This window comes from Rhodobacter maritimus (assembly GCF_058747975.1).
The window spans coordinates 3,312,897-3,329,492 of the sequence record NZ_CM179095.1 but is presented as its reverse complement, the minus strand read 5'-3'; the positions used below and the strand labels follow the sequence as shown (position 1 = coordinate 3,329,492).

At 65.7% G+C, this 16,596-nt stretch carries 10 protein-coding genes; 4 read left to right on the top strand and 6 right to left on the bottom strand.

Annotation, left to right across the window (positions count from 1 at the left end):
* Window positions 1–101 precede the first annotated feature (101 nt).
* The 4 genes from AC4PTO_RS16600 to AC4PTO_RS16585 are packed head-to-tail and all read left to right on the top strand — an operon-like array spanning window position 102 to window position 10,906.
* Window positions 102–7,217 (top strand): hypothetical protein, encoded by a 7,116-nt coding sequence (locus tag AC4PTO_RS16600; protein WP_492730383.1) that lies wholly within the window; start codon window positions 102–104, stop codon window positions 7,215–7,217.
* Window positions 7,198–9,033 carry a WD40 repeat domain-containing protein gene (locus AC4PTO_RS16595; RefSeq protein WP_492730382.1) on the top strand — a complete coding sequence of 612 codons (1,836 nt, stop codon included), beginning with the start codon at window positions 7,198–7,200 and terminating at the stop codon, window positions 9,031–9,033. The genes AC4PTO_RS16600 and AC4PTO_RS16595 overlap by 20 nt, the downstream gene beginning before the upstream one ends.
* On the top strand, window positions 9,033–9,629 hold the full coding sequence (locus tag AC4PTO_RS16590) for an SCO family protein (protein WP_492730380.1): 597 nt from the start codon (window positions 9,033–9,035) through the stop codon (window positions 9,627–9,629). Before AC4PTO_RS16595 ends, AC4PTO_RS16590 begins: the two co-directional genes overlap by 1 nt.
* Window positions 9,626–10,906 carry a hypothetical protein gene (locus AC4PTO_RS16585; RefSeq protein ID WP_492730378.1) on the top strand — a complete coding sequence of 427 codons (1,281 nt, stop codon included), beginning with the start codon at window positions 9,626–9,628 and terminating at the stop codon, window positions 10,904–10,906. Before AC4PTO_RS16590 ends, AC4PTO_RS16585 begins: the two co-directional genes overlap by 4 nt.
* Before the next feature lie 4 nt (window positions 10,907–10,910).
* Here AC4PTO_RS16585 and rfbA read toward each other — a convergent pair whose 3' ends face one another.
* The 6 genes from rfbA to AC4PTO_RS16555 all read right to left on the bottom strand — a co-directional run bounded on the left by rfbA (window position 10,911) and on the right by AC4PTO_RS16555 (window position 16,585).
* Window positions 10,911–11,774 carry a glucose-1-phosphate thymidylyltransferase RfbA gene (gene rfbA, locus AC4PTO_RS16580; protein ID WP_492730376.1) on the bottom strand — a complete coding sequence of 288 codons (864 nt, stop codon included), beginning with the start codon at window positions 11,772–11,774 and terminating at the stop codon, window positions 10,911–10,913.
* 1 nt (window position 11,775) lies between these two features.
* The gene (gene rfbD / locus AC4PTO_RS16575) at window positions 11,776–12,621 is read right to left on the bottom strand and encodes a dTDP-4-dehydrorhamnose reductase (RefSeq protein WP_492730374.1); all 846 of its coding nucleotides are present in this window, start codon (window positions 12,619–12,621) and stop codon (window positions 11,776–11,778) included.
* The gene (gene rfbB, locus AC4PTO_RS16570) at window positions 12,618–13,658 is read right to left on the bottom strand and encodes a dTDP-glucose 4,6-dehydratase (RefSeq protein WP_492730372.1); all 1,041 of its coding nucleotides are present in this window, start codon (window positions 13,656–13,658) and stop codon (window positions 12,618–12,620) included. Before rfbB ends, rfbD begins: the two co-directional genes overlap by 4 nt.
* Before the next feature lie 72 nt (window positions 13,659–13,730).
* Window positions 13,731–14,468, bottom strand: coding sequence for a monofunctional biosynthetic peptidoglycan transglycosylase (gene mtgA / locus AC4PTO_RS16565; RefSeq protein ID WP_492730370.1), 738 nt, complete (start codon window positions 14,466–14,468; stop codon window positions 13,731–13,733).
* Window positions 14,469–14,498: 30 nt separating this feature from the next.
* Window positions 14,499–15,413 carry a Hint domain-containing protein gene (locus AC4PTO_RS16560; RefSeq protein ID WP_492730368.1) on the bottom strand — a complete coding sequence of 305 codons (915 nt, stop codon included), beginning with the start codon at window positions 15,411–15,413 and terminating at the stop codon, window positions 14,499–14,501.
* 215 nt (window positions 15,414–15,628) lie between these two features.
* Window positions 15,629–16,585, bottom strand: coding sequence for an ABC transporter substrate-binding protein (locus AC4PTO_RS16555; protein ID WP_492730366.1), 957 nt, complete (start codon window positions 16,583–16,585; stop codon window positions 15,629–15,631).
* Window positions 16,586–16,596: the final 11 nt, after the last annotated feature.

Here is a 16,596-nt window from a genome sequence, read left to right as displayed (position 1 = left end):
TTCGGAGTAGGATTTCCGAATAGTGACGCCAATTTCACTGATTTAGTGATGATATTCACGATCAGGCGCCTCCGGATTGACTAAACCTGGAGAAGATTAAAATGCGTTATGCTTCGCTTTCTGCATTACTTCTTGCCGCCTCTTTCGGCGCCGTTCCGGGTGCTGCTCAGGCTGCGGCGAAAACCGATTCCGACGATATGTCGGTGCTGGATTGCGCGCCGTTGCATGGCGGGCATGAGGGGCTTGGCCGGACCGTCTGTGCCGATGTCGTCGCGCTGGATCAGGCGCTGGTCTATAATCGGTTCGGATCGTTCAATCCCTTCGGGATGATCTTCGCGTTGCGCCGGGACGTGGTGCCGATGACTGTAGCGCCGACCGCCATCAACGCCGACGATTGCGATGCGATGCTGGGCACGGAAAGCCTCGATGCACCGCTCGAGGCTGGGGCGGTGCGGCTGAAGGATTGCAAGCGGCCCCGTCCGCTGACGTTGCGCGCCAATGTCGGCGACTTGCTGCATATTCGCGTCACCAACCTGTTGCGTCCCGGTCAGCCGGGTTTTTCACAGACCTTCTGCCGCATGCCCGCGGCCCATCCCGGCGCGCTGTTCCAGACCCTTCGGGACTGGGTTTCCTGGGGCGACTCGGCCGAGGTCCAGCATGGCGAAGCAGCTTGCGATACTGCACAGGCGGCGCAGCCTGCCCAGGATGTCGACGGCACGGATCCGCTTTCCGCTGATGGTGATTGGCCTCGCACGCGCGGGGTCAGCTTTTCGTTGCAGGGGCTGACCCCGGTTGGCCGGACCGCGGATGCAATGCCGGACATGCGTTGCACCGGGTTTGGCGCGCTTGCCCCCGGCGAAGCGGTGGATTGTTTTTATGCGGTCAAGCGAGAGGGGCCGTATTTCATGGCCTCGAACGCGGCGCCCTCGGGGGGTGAGGGCGGTGGTGGCTCGATCACGCATGGCCTTTTCGGTGCGATCGTTGCCGAACCGGGCGGAACGCAATGGTATCGCAGCCAGCTGACCCGCGCGGCCTTTGCGCATGCTTGGCAACTGACGCGTACCGCCGATGGACGGCTGGACGCGGTCGAGAACGCCCAGGATCTTGCCGCCTATGAGGCCGCGCAGGACGGTATCCCCATTCTCAACATGTTGCGCGATGCAGGTGCGGGCGCTTACGAACTGGTGCATTCGGACCTGAACGCGATCGTGCATCGCCCGCCCGAAGGCACGCGCGAAGGGGTTATCTTCCGCGAGTTCTCGGTTTTCTTCCATGATGAGCTGAAAACCTTCGTTACCCGCAATTTCGAAGAGTTGAACGACTTTGCCGAGGGCCAACTGGCCGGAGTGCGCGACGGGTTTGCGATAAATTACGGTGCAAGCGGCATGGGGGCGATGCTTCTGGCCAATCGCAAGGGTATTGGGCCTGCGGCCGACTGCATCGAATGCCTCTATGAGGAGTTCTTCCTGACATCCTGGGCCAATGGCGACCCCGCCCTGCTGGAACAGTTCAGCGACGATCCGTCGAATGTCCACCACTCCTATCTCAACGATCCGGTGGTGTTTCGCAATTTTCATGCGGGCCCCAAAGAGACGCATGTCTTCCACCTTCATGCGCATCAATGGTTCAGCGGCAATGACGCCAATCGCGGGGCCTACCTCGATTCGCAGACGGTGGCGCCGCAGCAAGGCTTCACCTATCGCATCTATGGCGGCGGGGCCGAGCTGTATCGCCGTGGAACGGACGGGGCGCAGGGATGGTATGACACGCTTGGGGCAGGGAATCGCAACCGCACGGTGGGCGATTCCATTTTCCATTGCCACCTTTACCCCCACTTCGCCCAAGGCATGTGGGAGCTGTGGCGCGTGCATGACGTTCTGGAGGATGGCAGCCGCAAGCTGCCCGATGGCCAGCATGAGCCCGCCCTGTCACTGGCTGAGATGAGCGCCGAGACAAGGGCGATGAAACGCAGCGGTTCGGTCGATCCACAAAACGGGGTCTGGATCGCGCCCGCCGAAGGTGCTGCAAGCGCGCTTGGCACCCCGATACCGGCTGTCGTTCCGCTTCCGGGGCAGCCTTGGCCGATTCTTCCCAGCTATGGAAATGTGCCAGAAATCGCTGGAACAGAGCCTGAATCACTTGATGCGATGCCGGGTTATCCGTTCTATGTCGCGGGCCGACCGGGGCATCGCCCTCCGCAGGCGCCGATGGACCTTGCGCGCAATGTCGATCCGACCGGGGAGGACGGCTTCCTTGATGGCGGTCTGCCGCGCCATGTGGTTGCGGGTGGCACGCGGGTTTTCCCCTTCTCGGTGCCCGAACTGCCGGCTGTCCCCGATGCCGGGGCCATGTCCGAGGCCCGCAACGGCGGTCAGAAGACGCCCCGCGAAAAGCAGCTTTCGCAGATCGTGGCAAAGGCGCTCGCGCTTGGGGACATGACGATGCACCCCGAAGAGCTGGAGCTGGAGCTTCTGCCTTATGACGGTACCGCGCTGGAGCGCGCGGCCATGGCGTTCCATGCCGGGGCGGCGGGGCCCAACCTTGCGCAGCCCGACGGCACTCCGTCGGTGTTTGACAGGCTGTTGGGGGGCTATGCTTCGGCCGGCGGGGTTTTCGCGGTGAATGGCGCGCCTCCCAAGCCTGGTGCTCCCTTCGCCGACCCCTGTGGGGCGCCCGACAGCCTTGCGACCCTGACCGAAGAGGCCGATGGTTACAGCCATCAGGGCCGTCCGGTCTTCTTTTCCGCGGCCGGCACCGATCCCGCCGGCATCCCCGAGGCAGAGCGCGTGCGTGCCACACCGCGGGAAGTGTCGAACTGGGTGCGCAAACTGCTGCCCTCCGAGGCAGACCGGCCAATCCTCTATACGGTGAATTCCGGTGTAACAGAGCCGCTATCCGGCCCCGTCCTTCTGCATGAAGCCGATCCGTTCGTGACCGGAACGGATCTTCCGGCCAGCTTTACCTCGGACCCCGGCGTGATCGGATACAGGCGCTATGCGGCTTCGGCTGTGCAGCTCGATCTGGTGACCAATCGCGCGGGCTGGCACGATCCGCAGGCGCGCATCAACGTACTGACGGCGGTTTCGGACAGCTACAAGGAAGGCACGGGCCGTATTTCGCCGCGTATCAGTGCCGGGGAGGAACCGTTCTTTTTCCGCGCGCTCTCGGGCGAGTGTATCGAGTTCCGCCACACCAACGAACTGCCCAAAGACCTTGAACTGGACGATTTCCAGGTCAGAACCCCGACCGACACGATCGGCCAGCATATCCATCTGGTGAAATTCGACGTGACCTCTTCGGACGGCTCGGGCAACGGCTTCAATTACGAAGACGGCACGTTGGCCGCCGATGAGATCGCCGCCCGGATTTGCGCCGCGAAAGAGGCCGGGATGACCACCAACCCCGCCCGCGCGCCCTTCGCGCTTGAACTGCGCGAGGTGGCGGGGCTTTGCACCGAGGTCACGGACCCTGAAAGTGGCACCACGCATTGGGTCGTCTCGGACGGGTTCAAGGAAATCTGGCGCCGCCCGCGCGGTGCCGATCCGCGCCTGTTCCAGACCACGGTGCAGCGCTGGTTCGCCGATCCGATCCTCAGCGCCACGCGCGCCGATGGCGACGGGACGGGCGGACAGGCGGACCGGACGCTGAAGACGGTCTTCAGCCATGACCATTTCGGCCCCTCCTCGATCCAGCAGCACGGTTTCTACACCGCCCTGGTGATCGAGCCACAACGCTCTCAGACCTGCCCGGACAGGGGCGACGGTGCCTGCACGGCGCAGCGCAATGACCGCGCACTTGTGGTGGCGGGTGCGGGCGATGTGGGTGCGCGCAAGGTGATCCTCGATCCCGATGCGATCGACGGGGATGACCGCAGCTACCGCGAGTTTGCCCTTGCCGTGGCCGATTTCGCCACGCTCTACGATCCGCGGGACAAGACGACCCCTGCCGCGCTGGAGGCGGCACTTTCGGGTGGAACAGGGTCGGAAACGACCCTCAAGGGCATGGCCACGCTGGCATGCGAACTGCGTCATGCCGGCGATCCGCAGGCGTTGAAATCGGTGTGCGGCGCGGCTGTCGAGGTCGGAGCCGCGACCAGCCACGGCCTTGCCGGAAATCTGCCCCCGGCCTGGCTAGCGGCGGGGCGGCCCGGCGATCTCGCCGCGCATCGCGATGGGCTGATTCCCGATCTTGTGACCGCTGCCGAGGCCGCCGCGCTGGAACAGCACCTGCTGGCCTATCGCCAGAAGGCCGCGGGCTTTGCGCCTGCGCCCACGGCGCCCTTGGCTCGCCCCATCGCCGCCCCGCAACGACCTGAAAGCATCTCGGTCGATCACCACGACCCCTATCTTGTGAACTATCGCGGCGCGCCCATTCCGCTGCGCATTGGCGAGGGGTTGTCGGAAGGCGAGGATTGTGCGCTCAGGCCGCTGGAACATTGGGTCGAGGGGCTTGCCCAAGGCGTGGAGGAGCATTGTTCGGTTCACCGCCAGAGGGCGGGTGCGCAGGGTGATATGGCCAATGTCTTCCTGTCGGCGTTGCACGGTGATCCCGAAACGCCGGTTCTGGAAAGCCTGTCGGGAGACAAGGTGCAGTTCCGCCTGATCCAGGGCGCACAAGAGGTTCAGCACAGCTTTACACTCGAAGGTTTTACATGGCCGCGTCACGTCGATCAGGCCTTCGCCGCGGCGATGCCCCCGCTTGAGGATGTATCGTCCGGCAACACCCTGACGCAGGCCTGCGAAGGGTTGGCCGCCGCCCGCGCGGGGCGGCCCGACCAGTATTCCACCTGGCTGCGCCATGGCTTTGGCCCGGGCGGGGTCGGGGCGGCGGATGCGCCCTTCTGGCACCGGCACGAGGCCTTCCTGGCCGAGTGTTTCAATGCAGAGGGCAGGATTGCCGCGCAAGAAGTGGGTATCTCGGAGCATTTCGAGTTCAAGAGCGCTTTTCGCCAGGACATTATGATCGAACGCGCCCTGCGTCCGCCGCAGGCCACCGCTCCGCAAGACGGGCCGAGCGATACACTGCTGCATTTCGGATCGGTCGACGCGCTTTGGAACGGGGCTTGGGGGCTGTTTCGTGTCCATGCCGGCCGCATGGCCGCCCTTGCCCGGACCGAGCAGGCATGCGCGGCGGAGGCAGGCGAGGACTCCGCGGCGCGCGCCGCCTGTGTTGCCGCGCGCAAGATTCCCACGCTCGATGAAGTGGCCGCCCGCGCAGGTATCGCGCGGACCGGTGGCGGGGCCGAGGCCGCCAGCCCGACCCCCGCGCGGGAGCCGGTGAATATCGTCGCGGGTTGCGATTATCGCGCCCCTGTCGTTCATGCCGCCGCCGTTGCGATCGAGGTCGCGGCCGTCTTCTCGCCCTTCCCCGAAACGGGCGCCACGGGCACCCCTTACGCGCCGGGGTTGTTTGACCGCAACGGGCTGTTTCTGGCGCTGGTCGATCCGCGCACCCTGATCGCGCCGGGGGCCGAGGCCGGTGTTTCCCCCGCCATGCTTGAAGATCCCGCAAGCTGGCAGAACATTCCGTTGTCGCGCGTGCGGGCCGCGGTACGTGCAGCCTATGCCCGGCCAGAGCCTTTCGTATTGCCCGTCAATGCGGGCGATTGCGTGAAGCTTGCCGTGCTGAACGCGTTGCGCGACACGGGGGAGGGGCGCAGCACAGGGCTTCTGGACGATCTGGGCGATGCTCCGATGCCGAAGATCGTGCCGCTGAACATCGAGCCGGACTGGTCCGGGCCCGAGGGCGAAGGGAACCAACCCGCCACCTTCGTGCAGCAGGATGCCGCGAATGTCCGGCCTTCGGCGCGCTTCGCACTTGTGCTGCCGTTGCCGGTGCTGAACCATCGCCAATCGGTGGCGATGCCCTTCGGTGCAAATGCGACTTGGGCCCTTGCGGGGATTGGTCTGGCGGCGGGGCCGGATGCGCCGCTGTCGATGGTGCCCGATGCTCCCGACGCGCCGCGCAGCGGCCAGATCGAGCTTCTGAGCTTCTATGCGGGCCGCGCCTCGGCGCCCAGGGATTACGATCCCGTGGCGGTCACGAATACCGCCTTGCAGGCCGCGTTCCAGGCGCCGTCGGGCGTGCCGCATCCGCTGGTTGCAAGTCTTGGTGCATTGGGCGCGATCAGTGCCGAGATCCGCCCAATTCCCGCACCTGACCCCGCTTTTCCGCTTTTTGCCGCCGGCCGGCCGGTTGCCATGACCGTGTTGACAGGGGCCGGGCCTTCGGACGGGGCCGCGCTGGTGGCGCAAGCCGATCGGGGGAACATGGCCCTGCTTCTGGCGAATTTCGCCGCGGGTGCGGCATCAGGCGGGATTCACTTCATTCCCTATGCTTATGGGGCACTGCCGCTCAAATCCGCGGGCGATGTCATCGGGCATGGCACGCACGGGCTTTTCGGTGCGGTGAACGTCAATCCGCAAAGCGCCGAGTTGTCGGGGGACGTGTCGCGGATCGAGCTTGAGGGCGGGACAGATCTTCTGCCGTGCGAGGCGGGAGAGGTGCCGAACGGTTGCCGCGATTTCGTGCTGGTTCCTGGACCCGACAGCAAACCTTGGGAAAGCCGGATCGTGACCCGCCCCGAGGCCGGTCAGGAACACCGGATTCGCCAGTTCACCCTGTTCTGGCAGGATGGGCTGAACCTGCGCGACAATGGTTCTGCCGACCGGTTCGAGGGTTATCTGCCGCCCGCCATGACGCAGGCGGTCTTCCCCCGTCTGGTTGCGAATTGCCAGGTCTGCGATGACAGCTATGACTGGGGTGAGCAGGGCGTGAACTATCGCAGTGCAAGCTTTGCGCGTGCCTTGCGTGGCACGCAGGGCAATGGCGCCCTGGCCGAGCGGCACTTCAACCTGAATGCGTTCGATTTCGGTGCGGGCGTGTTCCGCAAGGATCAGCCGGTCCCAGTGTTGCGGGCAGCCGCCGGCGAAGAGGTGGTGATCCACCTCGTGCATCCGGGCGGCCGGGCGCGCCAACGGGCCTTCATCACCATCGGTCAGGATTACAACGATCTTTTCCCGGGCTTCGGGTTCCCCCATGCCGCACTGCTGGCGCCCGGAAAATCCCTGACCGCGTCGCTGCATGAGTCGATGCGGGAGGGCTGCTATCTGTGGCATGATGGACCCACGCATTTGCGCGCGGGCGGCACCTGGGGGCTTCTCGATGTCGTACCAGAGGCGGAGTTCGGCAATGCCGATGCGTCCAGCTGTCCCTGAGGCGATCCGCGCGGCGATGATTGCCGCCCTAGTCTGCTTGACGCCAGGCGCGGCGCGGGCAGAAGACCGCGTCGCCAGCCTGACCGCGGGGCTGGAGTTCTTCGATCCCGATACCGGCGCGGTGATGCGGCCCGAAAGCGGCCGCCCGGTGGGTCTGCGGGTGACGTTGCGCGACGCCGTGACCGGACGTGCACCGCGCGGGGTTGCGCTTGCGGGCTGGATTCGGCCCGATTCCGCGGGGAATACAAGCTGCGAGGATGCCGCACGCGGCTTTCGTGTCACACGGCGCATTCCCCTTGGTGCAACGGATCTGAACGGTGTGCTTTTGCTTAGTGCGAACCGGGACGGAAGCCTTGGCGTGATCGACCCGAAGCTCAATCTGCAAAGTTCGAACATGATCGCGGCGGCGGTGCAGACGCAGGTGCCGGACACGATTGCGGTCGATACTGCGCGGATGCGTGCGCTGTTGCGCTTTGCCGGGAAGGACGGTCTGACGGCGTTTTCGCTGCTGACGGGTGCGGTCACGCCGGTTGCGCCGGATCTTTCGCAGCCTTCGGACATTGTCGCCTCGGACGGGATCGGGGTCTGGGCGGCTTCCGGGGATGGCACCATCCGTCGCATCGGCGGCCCGGCACTTGCGCCGATTGCGGTTGCCCCCGGTCCCGGGCCGGTGGAATTGCGCCTGCCCGCTGATCCCGATGCGGGGTTGCTTGCGGGTTTTGGTCGTGGGGGCGGCCTTGTGGTCGTCGAAGGGGCGACGGGCAGGATCGTGTTGTCCGATCCGGCCCGCGCGCCCTTTGCCGATCTGGGTGTTCTGCCCGATGGCACCGTGCTTGGCCTGTCCGGGGACGGGCGTCAGGGCCGGATCCTCTTTCCCGACGATCCGGGACGCGAGATCACGGTTCCGCTCGGCTTTAGGGCCGCGCGGCTGCGGATAAGTCCCGACGGGCGCTTTGCCGCGGCCTTCGCCCCCGGCGGGCGCGGCATCGCTCTTCTTGATCCGGCGCGTGCGCAGGTTCTTCAGGCACTTGAGCTGACCGACGGCGGGGTGACGGATTTCGTCTTTACCGATGATGCAGGTTACCTGCTTTCGCTTGATGGCGGCTTTGCCGGGTTGATCGACCTTGGCTCGATCCGTCAAGGGGTGGGGGCTCAGATCCGCAAGGTTGATCTGGGCCGGAAATCCGCCACCCCGCCCGCCGGCGCGCAGCTTCTGATGCCGCTTTGGCCTTCGCCGCAAGTTCTGGCAGTCGATCCCGAAACCCAGACCGGCTGGATCCTGCATGATGCGCAGGCTGTCGGAGAGATGCCTCCGATGGAATCGCTGCGCCTGCGCAGCGGCATTCCACAGAAGGTTGCCGTGGCCGATCGCAGCTTTCGCGAGGTGCAAGGCGGTGTTTTTGAAACTGTCGGGGTGATCGCCGGCGGCCCGCATGAGCTGATCCTGACCACCGGGATCGGTGGGCTGACCGCCTGCCTTGGCTTCGACGTGCGGGGCGGGGCAGATCGCGCACAGGCCCAGGCGATCATGCTTAGCGTTGTCTCGGCCGACGGTGGCTATCGGGCCGGACGGGAAGAGGCGTTGAGCTTCATCTTCCAAGACATCTCGGGAACACCTATCCGGGTGGAACGGGCCGAGTTCGTGGTGCCCAGCCTGTCCACCTCATGGGTGGGGCGGCTGGTGGCGCGCCTTGGCCCGGACGGGCGTTTGCAAGCGCGGTTGCGCTTTCCACATGCCGGGCCCTTTGCCGTCTATCCCGTGGGCCTGCCGCCCGATCTGAAGCTCGGCAGTGCCGTCTTGCTGGAGGTGAAGTGATGCGCAAGATCGTCAGGAATACGATCGGCCCCGTTCTGGCCGGGCTTGCCGTCCTGATTGCCATCGTGGGCACGGCCGTGCTGACCCTTTCGGGGGCGCCGGTCGCCAGCGACAATTTCCGTCAGACCCGAATCGAATTGCCCGATGTCGAATTGCTGGATCGCCATGCACGGCCGGTGAAACTGGCCGCGCTGTTACCCGATGATGCCCTTGTCGTGGTCAATTTCAGCTACACGACATGCGAGTCGATCTGCCCGCTTGGCAATCAGATCCTGCAATTCGTGGACGAACGCCGGACCGAGGTCGGTCAGCCGGTCAGGCTTGTCTCGATCACCATCGACCCCACGACCGACACGCCCGAACGGATGGATGCGGCCGCCCGCAGCTTCGGCGCAAGCGCCGACTGGTACTGGTTGACCGGCAGCGGGGCGGCCATTGACCGGGTGCTCAGAAGTGCGGGGGCGAACGTGGCCGATATCCAGCTTCATGATCCGATTTTTCTTGTGGGAAACCCGGACTCGGGGCGATTCTATCGTTCTCTCTCGATGCCGGATGCCGATGAGCTGATTGCGATGCTGACCAGCCTGCGGTCATGAAAGCCGTATTTGTTGCGCTTGCCGTTCTTTGCCTGGCGCATGCCGTGCGGGCCGAACCGCCCTCTGCTGGCCGGGCGCTGTTTGACGGACTTTCCGGCGCGCCGGGCCAGGCGCTGATCGGGAATACCCCGACCGAGGCCACGCGCTTTGCCTGCCGCAACTGCCACGGGCGCGACGGAGCGGGCGGGACGGAAGGCGATGTGCCGCCGATCACCTGGGATGTTCTTGCGCGGCCCGCGGCCAACCGGCCGCAGTATGACGCGCGCGCCTTTGCGCGGCTCTTGTCGTCGGGTGAGGATCCGGCGGGCCGCGCGCTCAGTCGGCAAATGCCGCGATACAGGCTGGATGATCCCACAGTTTCGTCTCTAATCCAGCATCTTTCAACCCTGCCTTCGCTGGAACGGCGCGGGATCCTGCCCGATCGGATCGTCCTTGCCGTGCCGATTCCCCCCGACAATGCGGCCCGCGCCACGCAGATCGCAGAGGCCTTGTCGCGCGCCGCCGAAGCCGTGCCCGAGGCAGGCATCTTTGGCCGCCGGCTTGAGATCCGGAGCATTGCGGGCGGGCCGGACACGATGATCCCGACCATTGCGAACGAGGCGGCGGCGATGGTCGGTCTTGTGGCCTCGGACAGGATCAGCCTGACGGTGGCAAGTGGTGCGGGGCTGCCCGTGCTTTTCCCTTTGCCCGCCCTGAGCGGGGCCGAGGATCCTACGGTGCTTCGCAGCCTTGCCGCGACCGAGGCCGAGGTCATACAGGCCCTTGCCGCGCGGGCGCTGGATGATGGCGATGGGCCGGTGGCGGTTTTACCGGTTGGAGATCCGGCATTGACGGGGGCCCTTCTGGCCCGGCTGGGTGGCCGCGCCCTGCCCGTCGCGCCGGGGGGGCGGGTTACGACGGCGGCGGTGGCGGTTCTGGCCGCCGAACTTACGCCCGGCGATCTTGCTCGCCTGCCGTCGGGTATTCCGCTTTACGCCCCGCTCGAGGTCGTTGCGCAACATCGCCCGGCGCTACAGGCGCGCGGTGTTCCCGTGGTGGCGGGCTTTGGCGGTGGCGCCCTTTTGCGTGCCGGGGCGGTGCATCCGGGCTCCGCCGAAGAGGTCTATGCCGGGCTTGTCGTCCAGATCCTGACACGGGCACTTGCAGAAGGCGGGCGCGATCTGACGCGCACAGGGCTTTTGCGCGCGCTTGGCCGCGCGGATCTTGCCGATCTGGGCCTGGATTTTGCGGACGGGCGGCTATCAGGCCAGCCCGGGGTCGTCTTTTTCAAGGATTGAGGGGTCAAAGCCGCGACAGGTAGGCCCCGTAGGAGTTTTTGGAATAGCGCGCGGCCTCTTGCAGAAGCTTTTCGCGCGTGATCCAGCCCTGCATGAAGGCGATCTCTTCAGGACAGCCGGTCTGCATGCCCTGCCGCTGTTCCAGCGTGCGCACGAAATTGCCCGCGTCCAGAAGGCTCGCATGGGTGCCGGTATCAAGCCAGGCATAGCCGCGGCCCATCCGCTCTACCGTCAGGCTGCCATCGCTCAGATACATTTCCAGCAATGTCACGATCTCAAGCTCGCCCCGATCCGAGGGGTGCACGTCGCGGGCGCGGGCGGGCGCGCTGCCGTCAAGGAAGTATAGCCCCGTCACCGCATAGTTCGAGGGCGGCACGGCGGGTTTTTCGACGATCGCGCGGGCGGTTCCGTCGGCATCGAAATCCACCACGCCATAGCGTTCCGGGTCCGAGACGCGATAGCCGAAGACGGTGCCGCCCGTGTCGCGCGCATTCGCGCGAGTCAAAAGCTCGGACAGGCCATGGCCGAAGAAGATGTTGTCGCCCAGCACCATCGCCGAGGGCGCGCCCGCCAGGAACTCTTCCGCCAGGATATAGGCCTGCGCAAGGCCTTCGGGGCGAGGCTGCACGATCCAGGTGAAGGACAGGCCCCACTGGCTGCCATCGCCCAGAAGGCGCTGGAACTGCTGCTGATCCTCGGGTGTCGTGATGATGGCGATCTCGCGGATGCCCGACAGCATCAGGACCGAGACCGGATAATAGATCATCGGCTTGTCATAGATCGGCAGAAGCTGCTTGGAGATGCCAAGCGTGATCGGGTAAAGCCGCGATCCGGTGCCGCCCGCCAGAATGATCCCCTTGCGCTGCATCCTACACCTCCAGTTCACGCAATACATCGGACAGCGCCTTGCGCCAGTCCGGCCGTTCAATTCCGAAATCCGCCAGGATGGCGCTGCAATCAAGCCGCGAGTTCAGCGGCCGCCGCGCCGGGGTGGGGTAATCGGCGGTCGGGATCTCGTCGATCGTCACGTCGCGCCCGGCCTGGGCAAAGATCTCGCGCGCGAAACCGGCCCAGGAAATATCGGGCGCCCCGGAAAAATGCCAAAGCCCCGAGGGCGCGCCGTCGCGCAGCCCTGCCGCGACGCGCAGCACCGCCTGCGCGATGGCCGCCGCCGGGGTCGGCCCGCCGATCTGGTCCGAGACGATGCCCAGCCGGTCGCGGCTTTGCGACAGGCGCAGCATGGTCTTCACGAAATTCGCGCCATGGGCCGAGAACACCCAGGAAGTGCGCAGAATGGCATGGGCGCCGCCTGCCGCGCGCACCGCCGCCTCGCCCGCCAGCTTGGAGCGGCCATAGGCCCCGAGCGGCGCGGTGGGCGCATCTTCCGCGCGCGGCCCGTCGCCCGTGCCGTCGAAGACGTAATCGGTCGAGATATGGACGAAAGGCACGCCCTTTTCGGCCGCCGCGCGGGCCATTGCGCCGGGGGCGTCGGCATTGACGGCAAAGGCCTCGGCCTCGGCGGTTTCGGCCGCGTCGACGGCGGTCCATGCGGCGGCGTTGATGACGCAGTCGGCATCGCTGTCCCGAAGGGCGCGCGCGCAGGCGGCGGGATCGGACAGATCGGCCCGGTCGCGGCCAAGATACTGCGCATCGGGCGCAAGTCGCTGCAATTCACGCGCGACCTGCCCCGTTGCGCCGAAAACCAGCAGCGTCATTTCGCAACCCCAAGCCGCTCGCCCACGCCCTGCCGTGCCTGAAGCGGGCGCCACCAGTCCTCGTTCGCAAGATACCATGCGACGGTGCGCACCAGCCCTTCGGCCAGCGTGACCGAGGGCCGCCAGCCCAGCTCTTCGCGGATGCGGCCGGGGTCGATCGCGTAGCGCCGGTCATGGCCGGGGCGGTCGGTAACGAAGGTGATCAGCCGCGCATGCGGTGCGCCGCCGGGGCGCAGCCGGTCCAGCTCGGCGCAGATCATGTGCACGAGGTCGATGTTGCGGGCTTCGTTCTCGCCGCCGATGTTGTAGCTGCGGCCGACCTTGCCCCGCGCAAGCACCGTCAGCAGGGCATCGGCATGATCCTCGACGTAAAGCCAGTCGCGCACATTGCCGCCATCGCCGTAAACCGGGATCGGCTTTCCGGCCAGGGCATTCAGGATCACCACCGGGATCAGCTTTTCGGGAAAGTGGAACGGCCCGTAATTGTTGGAGCAATTCGTCACCAGAACCGGCAGCCCGTAGGTTTCGGCCCAGGCCCGCACCAGATGATCCGACCCCGCCTTCGAGGCCGAATAGGGCGAACGCGGATCATAGGGCGTGGTTTCGGTGAACTTGCCCTCGGCCCCGAGCGAGCCATAAACCTCGTCGGTCGAGATGTGGTGGAAGCGAAAGCCCTCGGGTCGGCCCCTGTCCTGCCAATAGGCGCGCGCGGCATCAAGCATGTTGAACGTGCCCACGAGATTGGTCTCGATAAAGGCCGCCGGGCCGTCGATTGAGCGGTCGACATGGCTTTCGGCGGCAAGATGCATCACCGCGTCGGGCGCGTGTCGCGCGAAGATCGCGCCCAGCGCCGCGCGGTCGCGGATATCGGCCTTCTCGAAGCTGTAGCCGGGGGCATCCGCCACGCTGGCCACGTTTTCCAGACAGGCCGCATAGGTCAGCGCGTCAAGGTTGACCACCTCATGGCCCATTCCGATGGCGCGGCGCACCACGGCCGAACCGATGAAACCCGCCCCACCCGTAACAAGTAACTTCATACCTCTACTCCGCCATGGCGATGCAAGTTGTGCGCGATGCGCGCCCCGCTGGCAAGGGCCAGTCCGGCCGCGTCAATCCAGACAGGCGGCGCGCCCGTCCTTCAGGATGGTTGCCGCGCCGTCCTCGATCTGATGGGCGCGGCGGGAGACGAAATTCGAGGGCTTCGCGGCGCTGCGGCCCTTCGGATCGGGCAGGACCGCGGCCAGAAGCGCCGCTTGGCGTGCGCTCAGCTGATCGGGGGTGGTGCGGAAATAGCGGAAGGCGGCGGCGTTGATGCCGAACACGCCCTCGTCGAACTCGGCCACGTTCAGATAGACCTCCACGATGCGCCGCTTGGACCAGATCGCCTCGACCGCGGGGGTCAGCGCGGCCTCCAGCGCCTTGCGAAGCCAGCTGCGCCCCTGCCACAGGAAGACGTTCTTCACCACCTGCTGGCTGAGCGTCGAGGCGCCCCGCGTGCCGCCATCGTCCATTGCCTTGCGGATTTCCTTCATGTCGAAACCCCAGTGTGCGCAGAAATTCGCATCCTCCGCCGCCACGACCGAACGAAGCATGACCGGCGCGATCTCTTCGATCGGGGTCCATTGCCGGTCCACCGTGCCAAGGCGGCGTGCCTCGGACAGGATCGTCAGGGTGGTGGGCGGGTTGACGAAGCTGAACAGCACGATCAGCGCCAGCACCCCGGCCGCGATGGCAAGCCCGATCCGCGTGGCCCAGTGGCTCAGCCAGTCGACAAGCGGCCGGACGAACAGGCCGCGGCTTCGGGCCCGTTTCGATTTGCGAGAAGAAGTTTTCGTTTTTCGCGCCATGCGGCCATAAGTCATGCGCCTGCGCGATGGTCAAGCGGCCAGGCAATGAAGTTCTGCCCCACGCGCAACCGGCCGCGCGGTTTGCCACTCTTCTGGGGGGCGCATCGCCTCCAGGAGGGGGAAAAGCGCGTTCAGTTCGGCGCGGATCGCGCGATCTCCGTCAAGAATGACATCGCCGGGAAAGAAGCTTTCCGTGGGTGCGCCGTTCGAGGTGACGATCTGGTGGCGGTCGAACATCAGGTGGATATAGTCGATGCTGTCCTGCGGTGCGCGGGTGATCCGGCGGCCGTCGACAAGATGCTTGGCGGCAACGAAAACTTCGGCGATGCCGCAGGCCAGTTCGGCCTGCCACCCGGTGATCAGGATGCGGTGCTGCGGCGATACAAGAAGCGGGCGGGAATTCCCGATTGCGCCTTTTGCAAAGCGGACCGGCGCGAAATCCCCCGTTGCATCGACCCGGCGCCTGCCGGTCCAGCGCAGCGGCCGGGCCCCGTCATCGCGCGTCAGGACCAGGTCGCCGGGCACCAGATCCTCGACCGGTACCTCGCCCGCGGGGGTCAGGATCATCGTGCCCGGCGTAAAACAGGGCGGGCCCAACGCACTGACCGGAACCTGGGTCGACGTGCTGACGTAGTTCGAGCTTCTGTATGTGGCAGTCGACAGGATCGTGCCATCGGTGGGTGTGAAGATCGCCTGCCCGCCGCTGAGATAGAAGGTGACGCCGGTGATCCATTGCAACGTTCCGTCCATCACCACGCGGATCTGGTCGCCAAACCAGACCGAGGTTACGGTCAGCCCGTTCACCTGGTCGCCGACCCCGACAGAGATCAACCCGTCGTCGTTCTGATCCAGCAGGCCATAGTTCTGAACCGTCAGCGTTGTGCCCCGCGGAGGAGGGTTCCCGGGGTCGATAATGAAGAACTGGTCAGTATAACTCGTGGGCATGGCGATGGCTTCCGCTTCACCGGGATACGCTAACAGACACAAAAAATATGGCCCGTGGATGACGCCGCCGGGGTTATTTTCGGCACGAGCCTATCGGAAAATCGCTGCCGCGTCGAATCGCGGTTGTCGGCTGCGCGAAAGGTTGCGCAGGTGCTCGGACAGCAGGGCCGGGGGCGGGTGCGGCCCGAAGGCCGCACCTTGGGATACGCAGGGGATCAGAACGGGCTGTCGGGGAAGTAGTAGTTCTCTGCATTCTCGGGCGTGACGATCTGCGAGCCGATGATGAAGCGGCCCGAAACCGGCGTGTTGGACACCAGCCCAAGCGCCGTCAGCTCGATCGCCGTCGAGATCTGCGCCGGCGGGTAGGTCACGTTCACGGGCAGTTGCGGATCGCCGTCCATGATGCGCTTGATGATCTCTTTCATCCCGGCGCCGCCCACGACCCACATCTCTTCGGTCCGCCCGGCCTGCGCGATCGCCTCGAGCACGCCGATGGCCATGTCGTCATCGGCCGCCCAGACCGCGTCGATGTGATCGTATTTCGACAGGAAATCCTGCATCACGTTGAAGGCGTCGTCGCGGTTCCAGTTGCCGTGCTGCATGTCGAGCACCTCGATGCCCGAGCCGTCGATCGCCGCCATGAAGGCATCGACGCGTTCGTTATCGAGCGTGGTGGGAATGCCGCGCAGCACCACGATTTTCTGCCCCGCCTCCAGATTTGCGGCGAAATACTCGCCCGCCGTGCGACCGAAGCCGGGATTGTCGCCCGCGACATAAAGATCCTCGATCCCCGGAACCGAAAGGCCCCGGTCCACCACGGTGACCCAGATGCCCTGCTCCTTGACCGCCTGCACCGGAGAGGTCAGCGGCTCGCTCTCGAAGGGCAGGACGACCAGCGCGTCGATATTGCGGGTGGCCACCATGTCCTCGATGTCGTTGACCATCTTGCCGGCCTCGCCTGCCGTCGCCAGAACGAAATCCAGCTGCGGATAGGTTTCCTCAAGCCGCTTGATCGTTTCTTGCGCGTGGAAGTTCAGCCCGCCCATGAAGCCATGCGTGGCCGAGGGGATGGCCACGCCGATGGTCTTCGTCTCGTCCTGGGCCAGGACCGGGGCCGCGGTGACAAGCGCCGCCGCAAGCGCGGTTCCGGTCAGGAAATGTCTGCGTTTCATGATCTCGCTCC

Bases quoted from the DNA above. Each gene is read 5' to 3' on its own strand.
- AC4PTO_RS16560 (WP_492730368.1), bottom strand. From the start codon at position 15,413: ATGCCCACGAGTTATACTGACCAGTTCTTCATTATCGACCCCGGGAAC.
- mtgA (WP_492730370.1), bottom strand. From the start codon at position 14,468: ATGGCGCGAAAAACGAAAACTTCTTCTCGCAAATCGAAACGGGCCCGA.
- rfbB (WP_492730372.1), bottom strand. From the start codon at position 13,658: ATGAAGTTACTTGTTACGGGTGGGGCGGGTTTCATCGGTTCGGCCGTG.
- AC4PTO_RS16585 (WP_492730378.1), top strand. From the start codon at position 9,626: ATGAAAGCCGTATTTGTTGCGCTTGCCGTTCTTTGCCTGGCGCATGCC.
- AC4PTO_RS16600 (WP_492730383.1), top strand. From the start codon at position 102: ATGCGTTATGCTTCGCTTTCTGCATTACTTCTTGCCGCCTCTTTCGGC.
- rfbD (WP_492730374.1), bottom strand. From the start codon at position 12,621: ATGACGCTGCTGGTTTTCGGCGCAACGGGGCAGGTCGCGCGTGAATTG.
- AC4PTO_RS16555 (WP_492730366.1), bottom strand. From the start codon at position 16,585: ATGAAACGCAGACATTTCCTGACCGGAACCGCGCTTGCGGCGGCGCTT.
- AC4PTO_RS16590 (WP_492730380.1), top strand. From the start codon at position 9,033: ATGCGCAAGATCGTCAGGAATACGATCGGCCCCGTTCTGGCCGGGCTT.
- AC4PTO_RS16595 (WP_492730382.1), top strand. From the start codon at position 7,198: ATGCGTCCAGCTGTCCCTGAGGCGATCCGCGCGGCGATGATTGCCGCC.
- rfbA (WP_492730376.1), bottom strand. From the start codon at position 11,774: ATGCAGCGCAAGGGGATCATTCTGGCGGGCGGCACCGGATCGCGGCTT.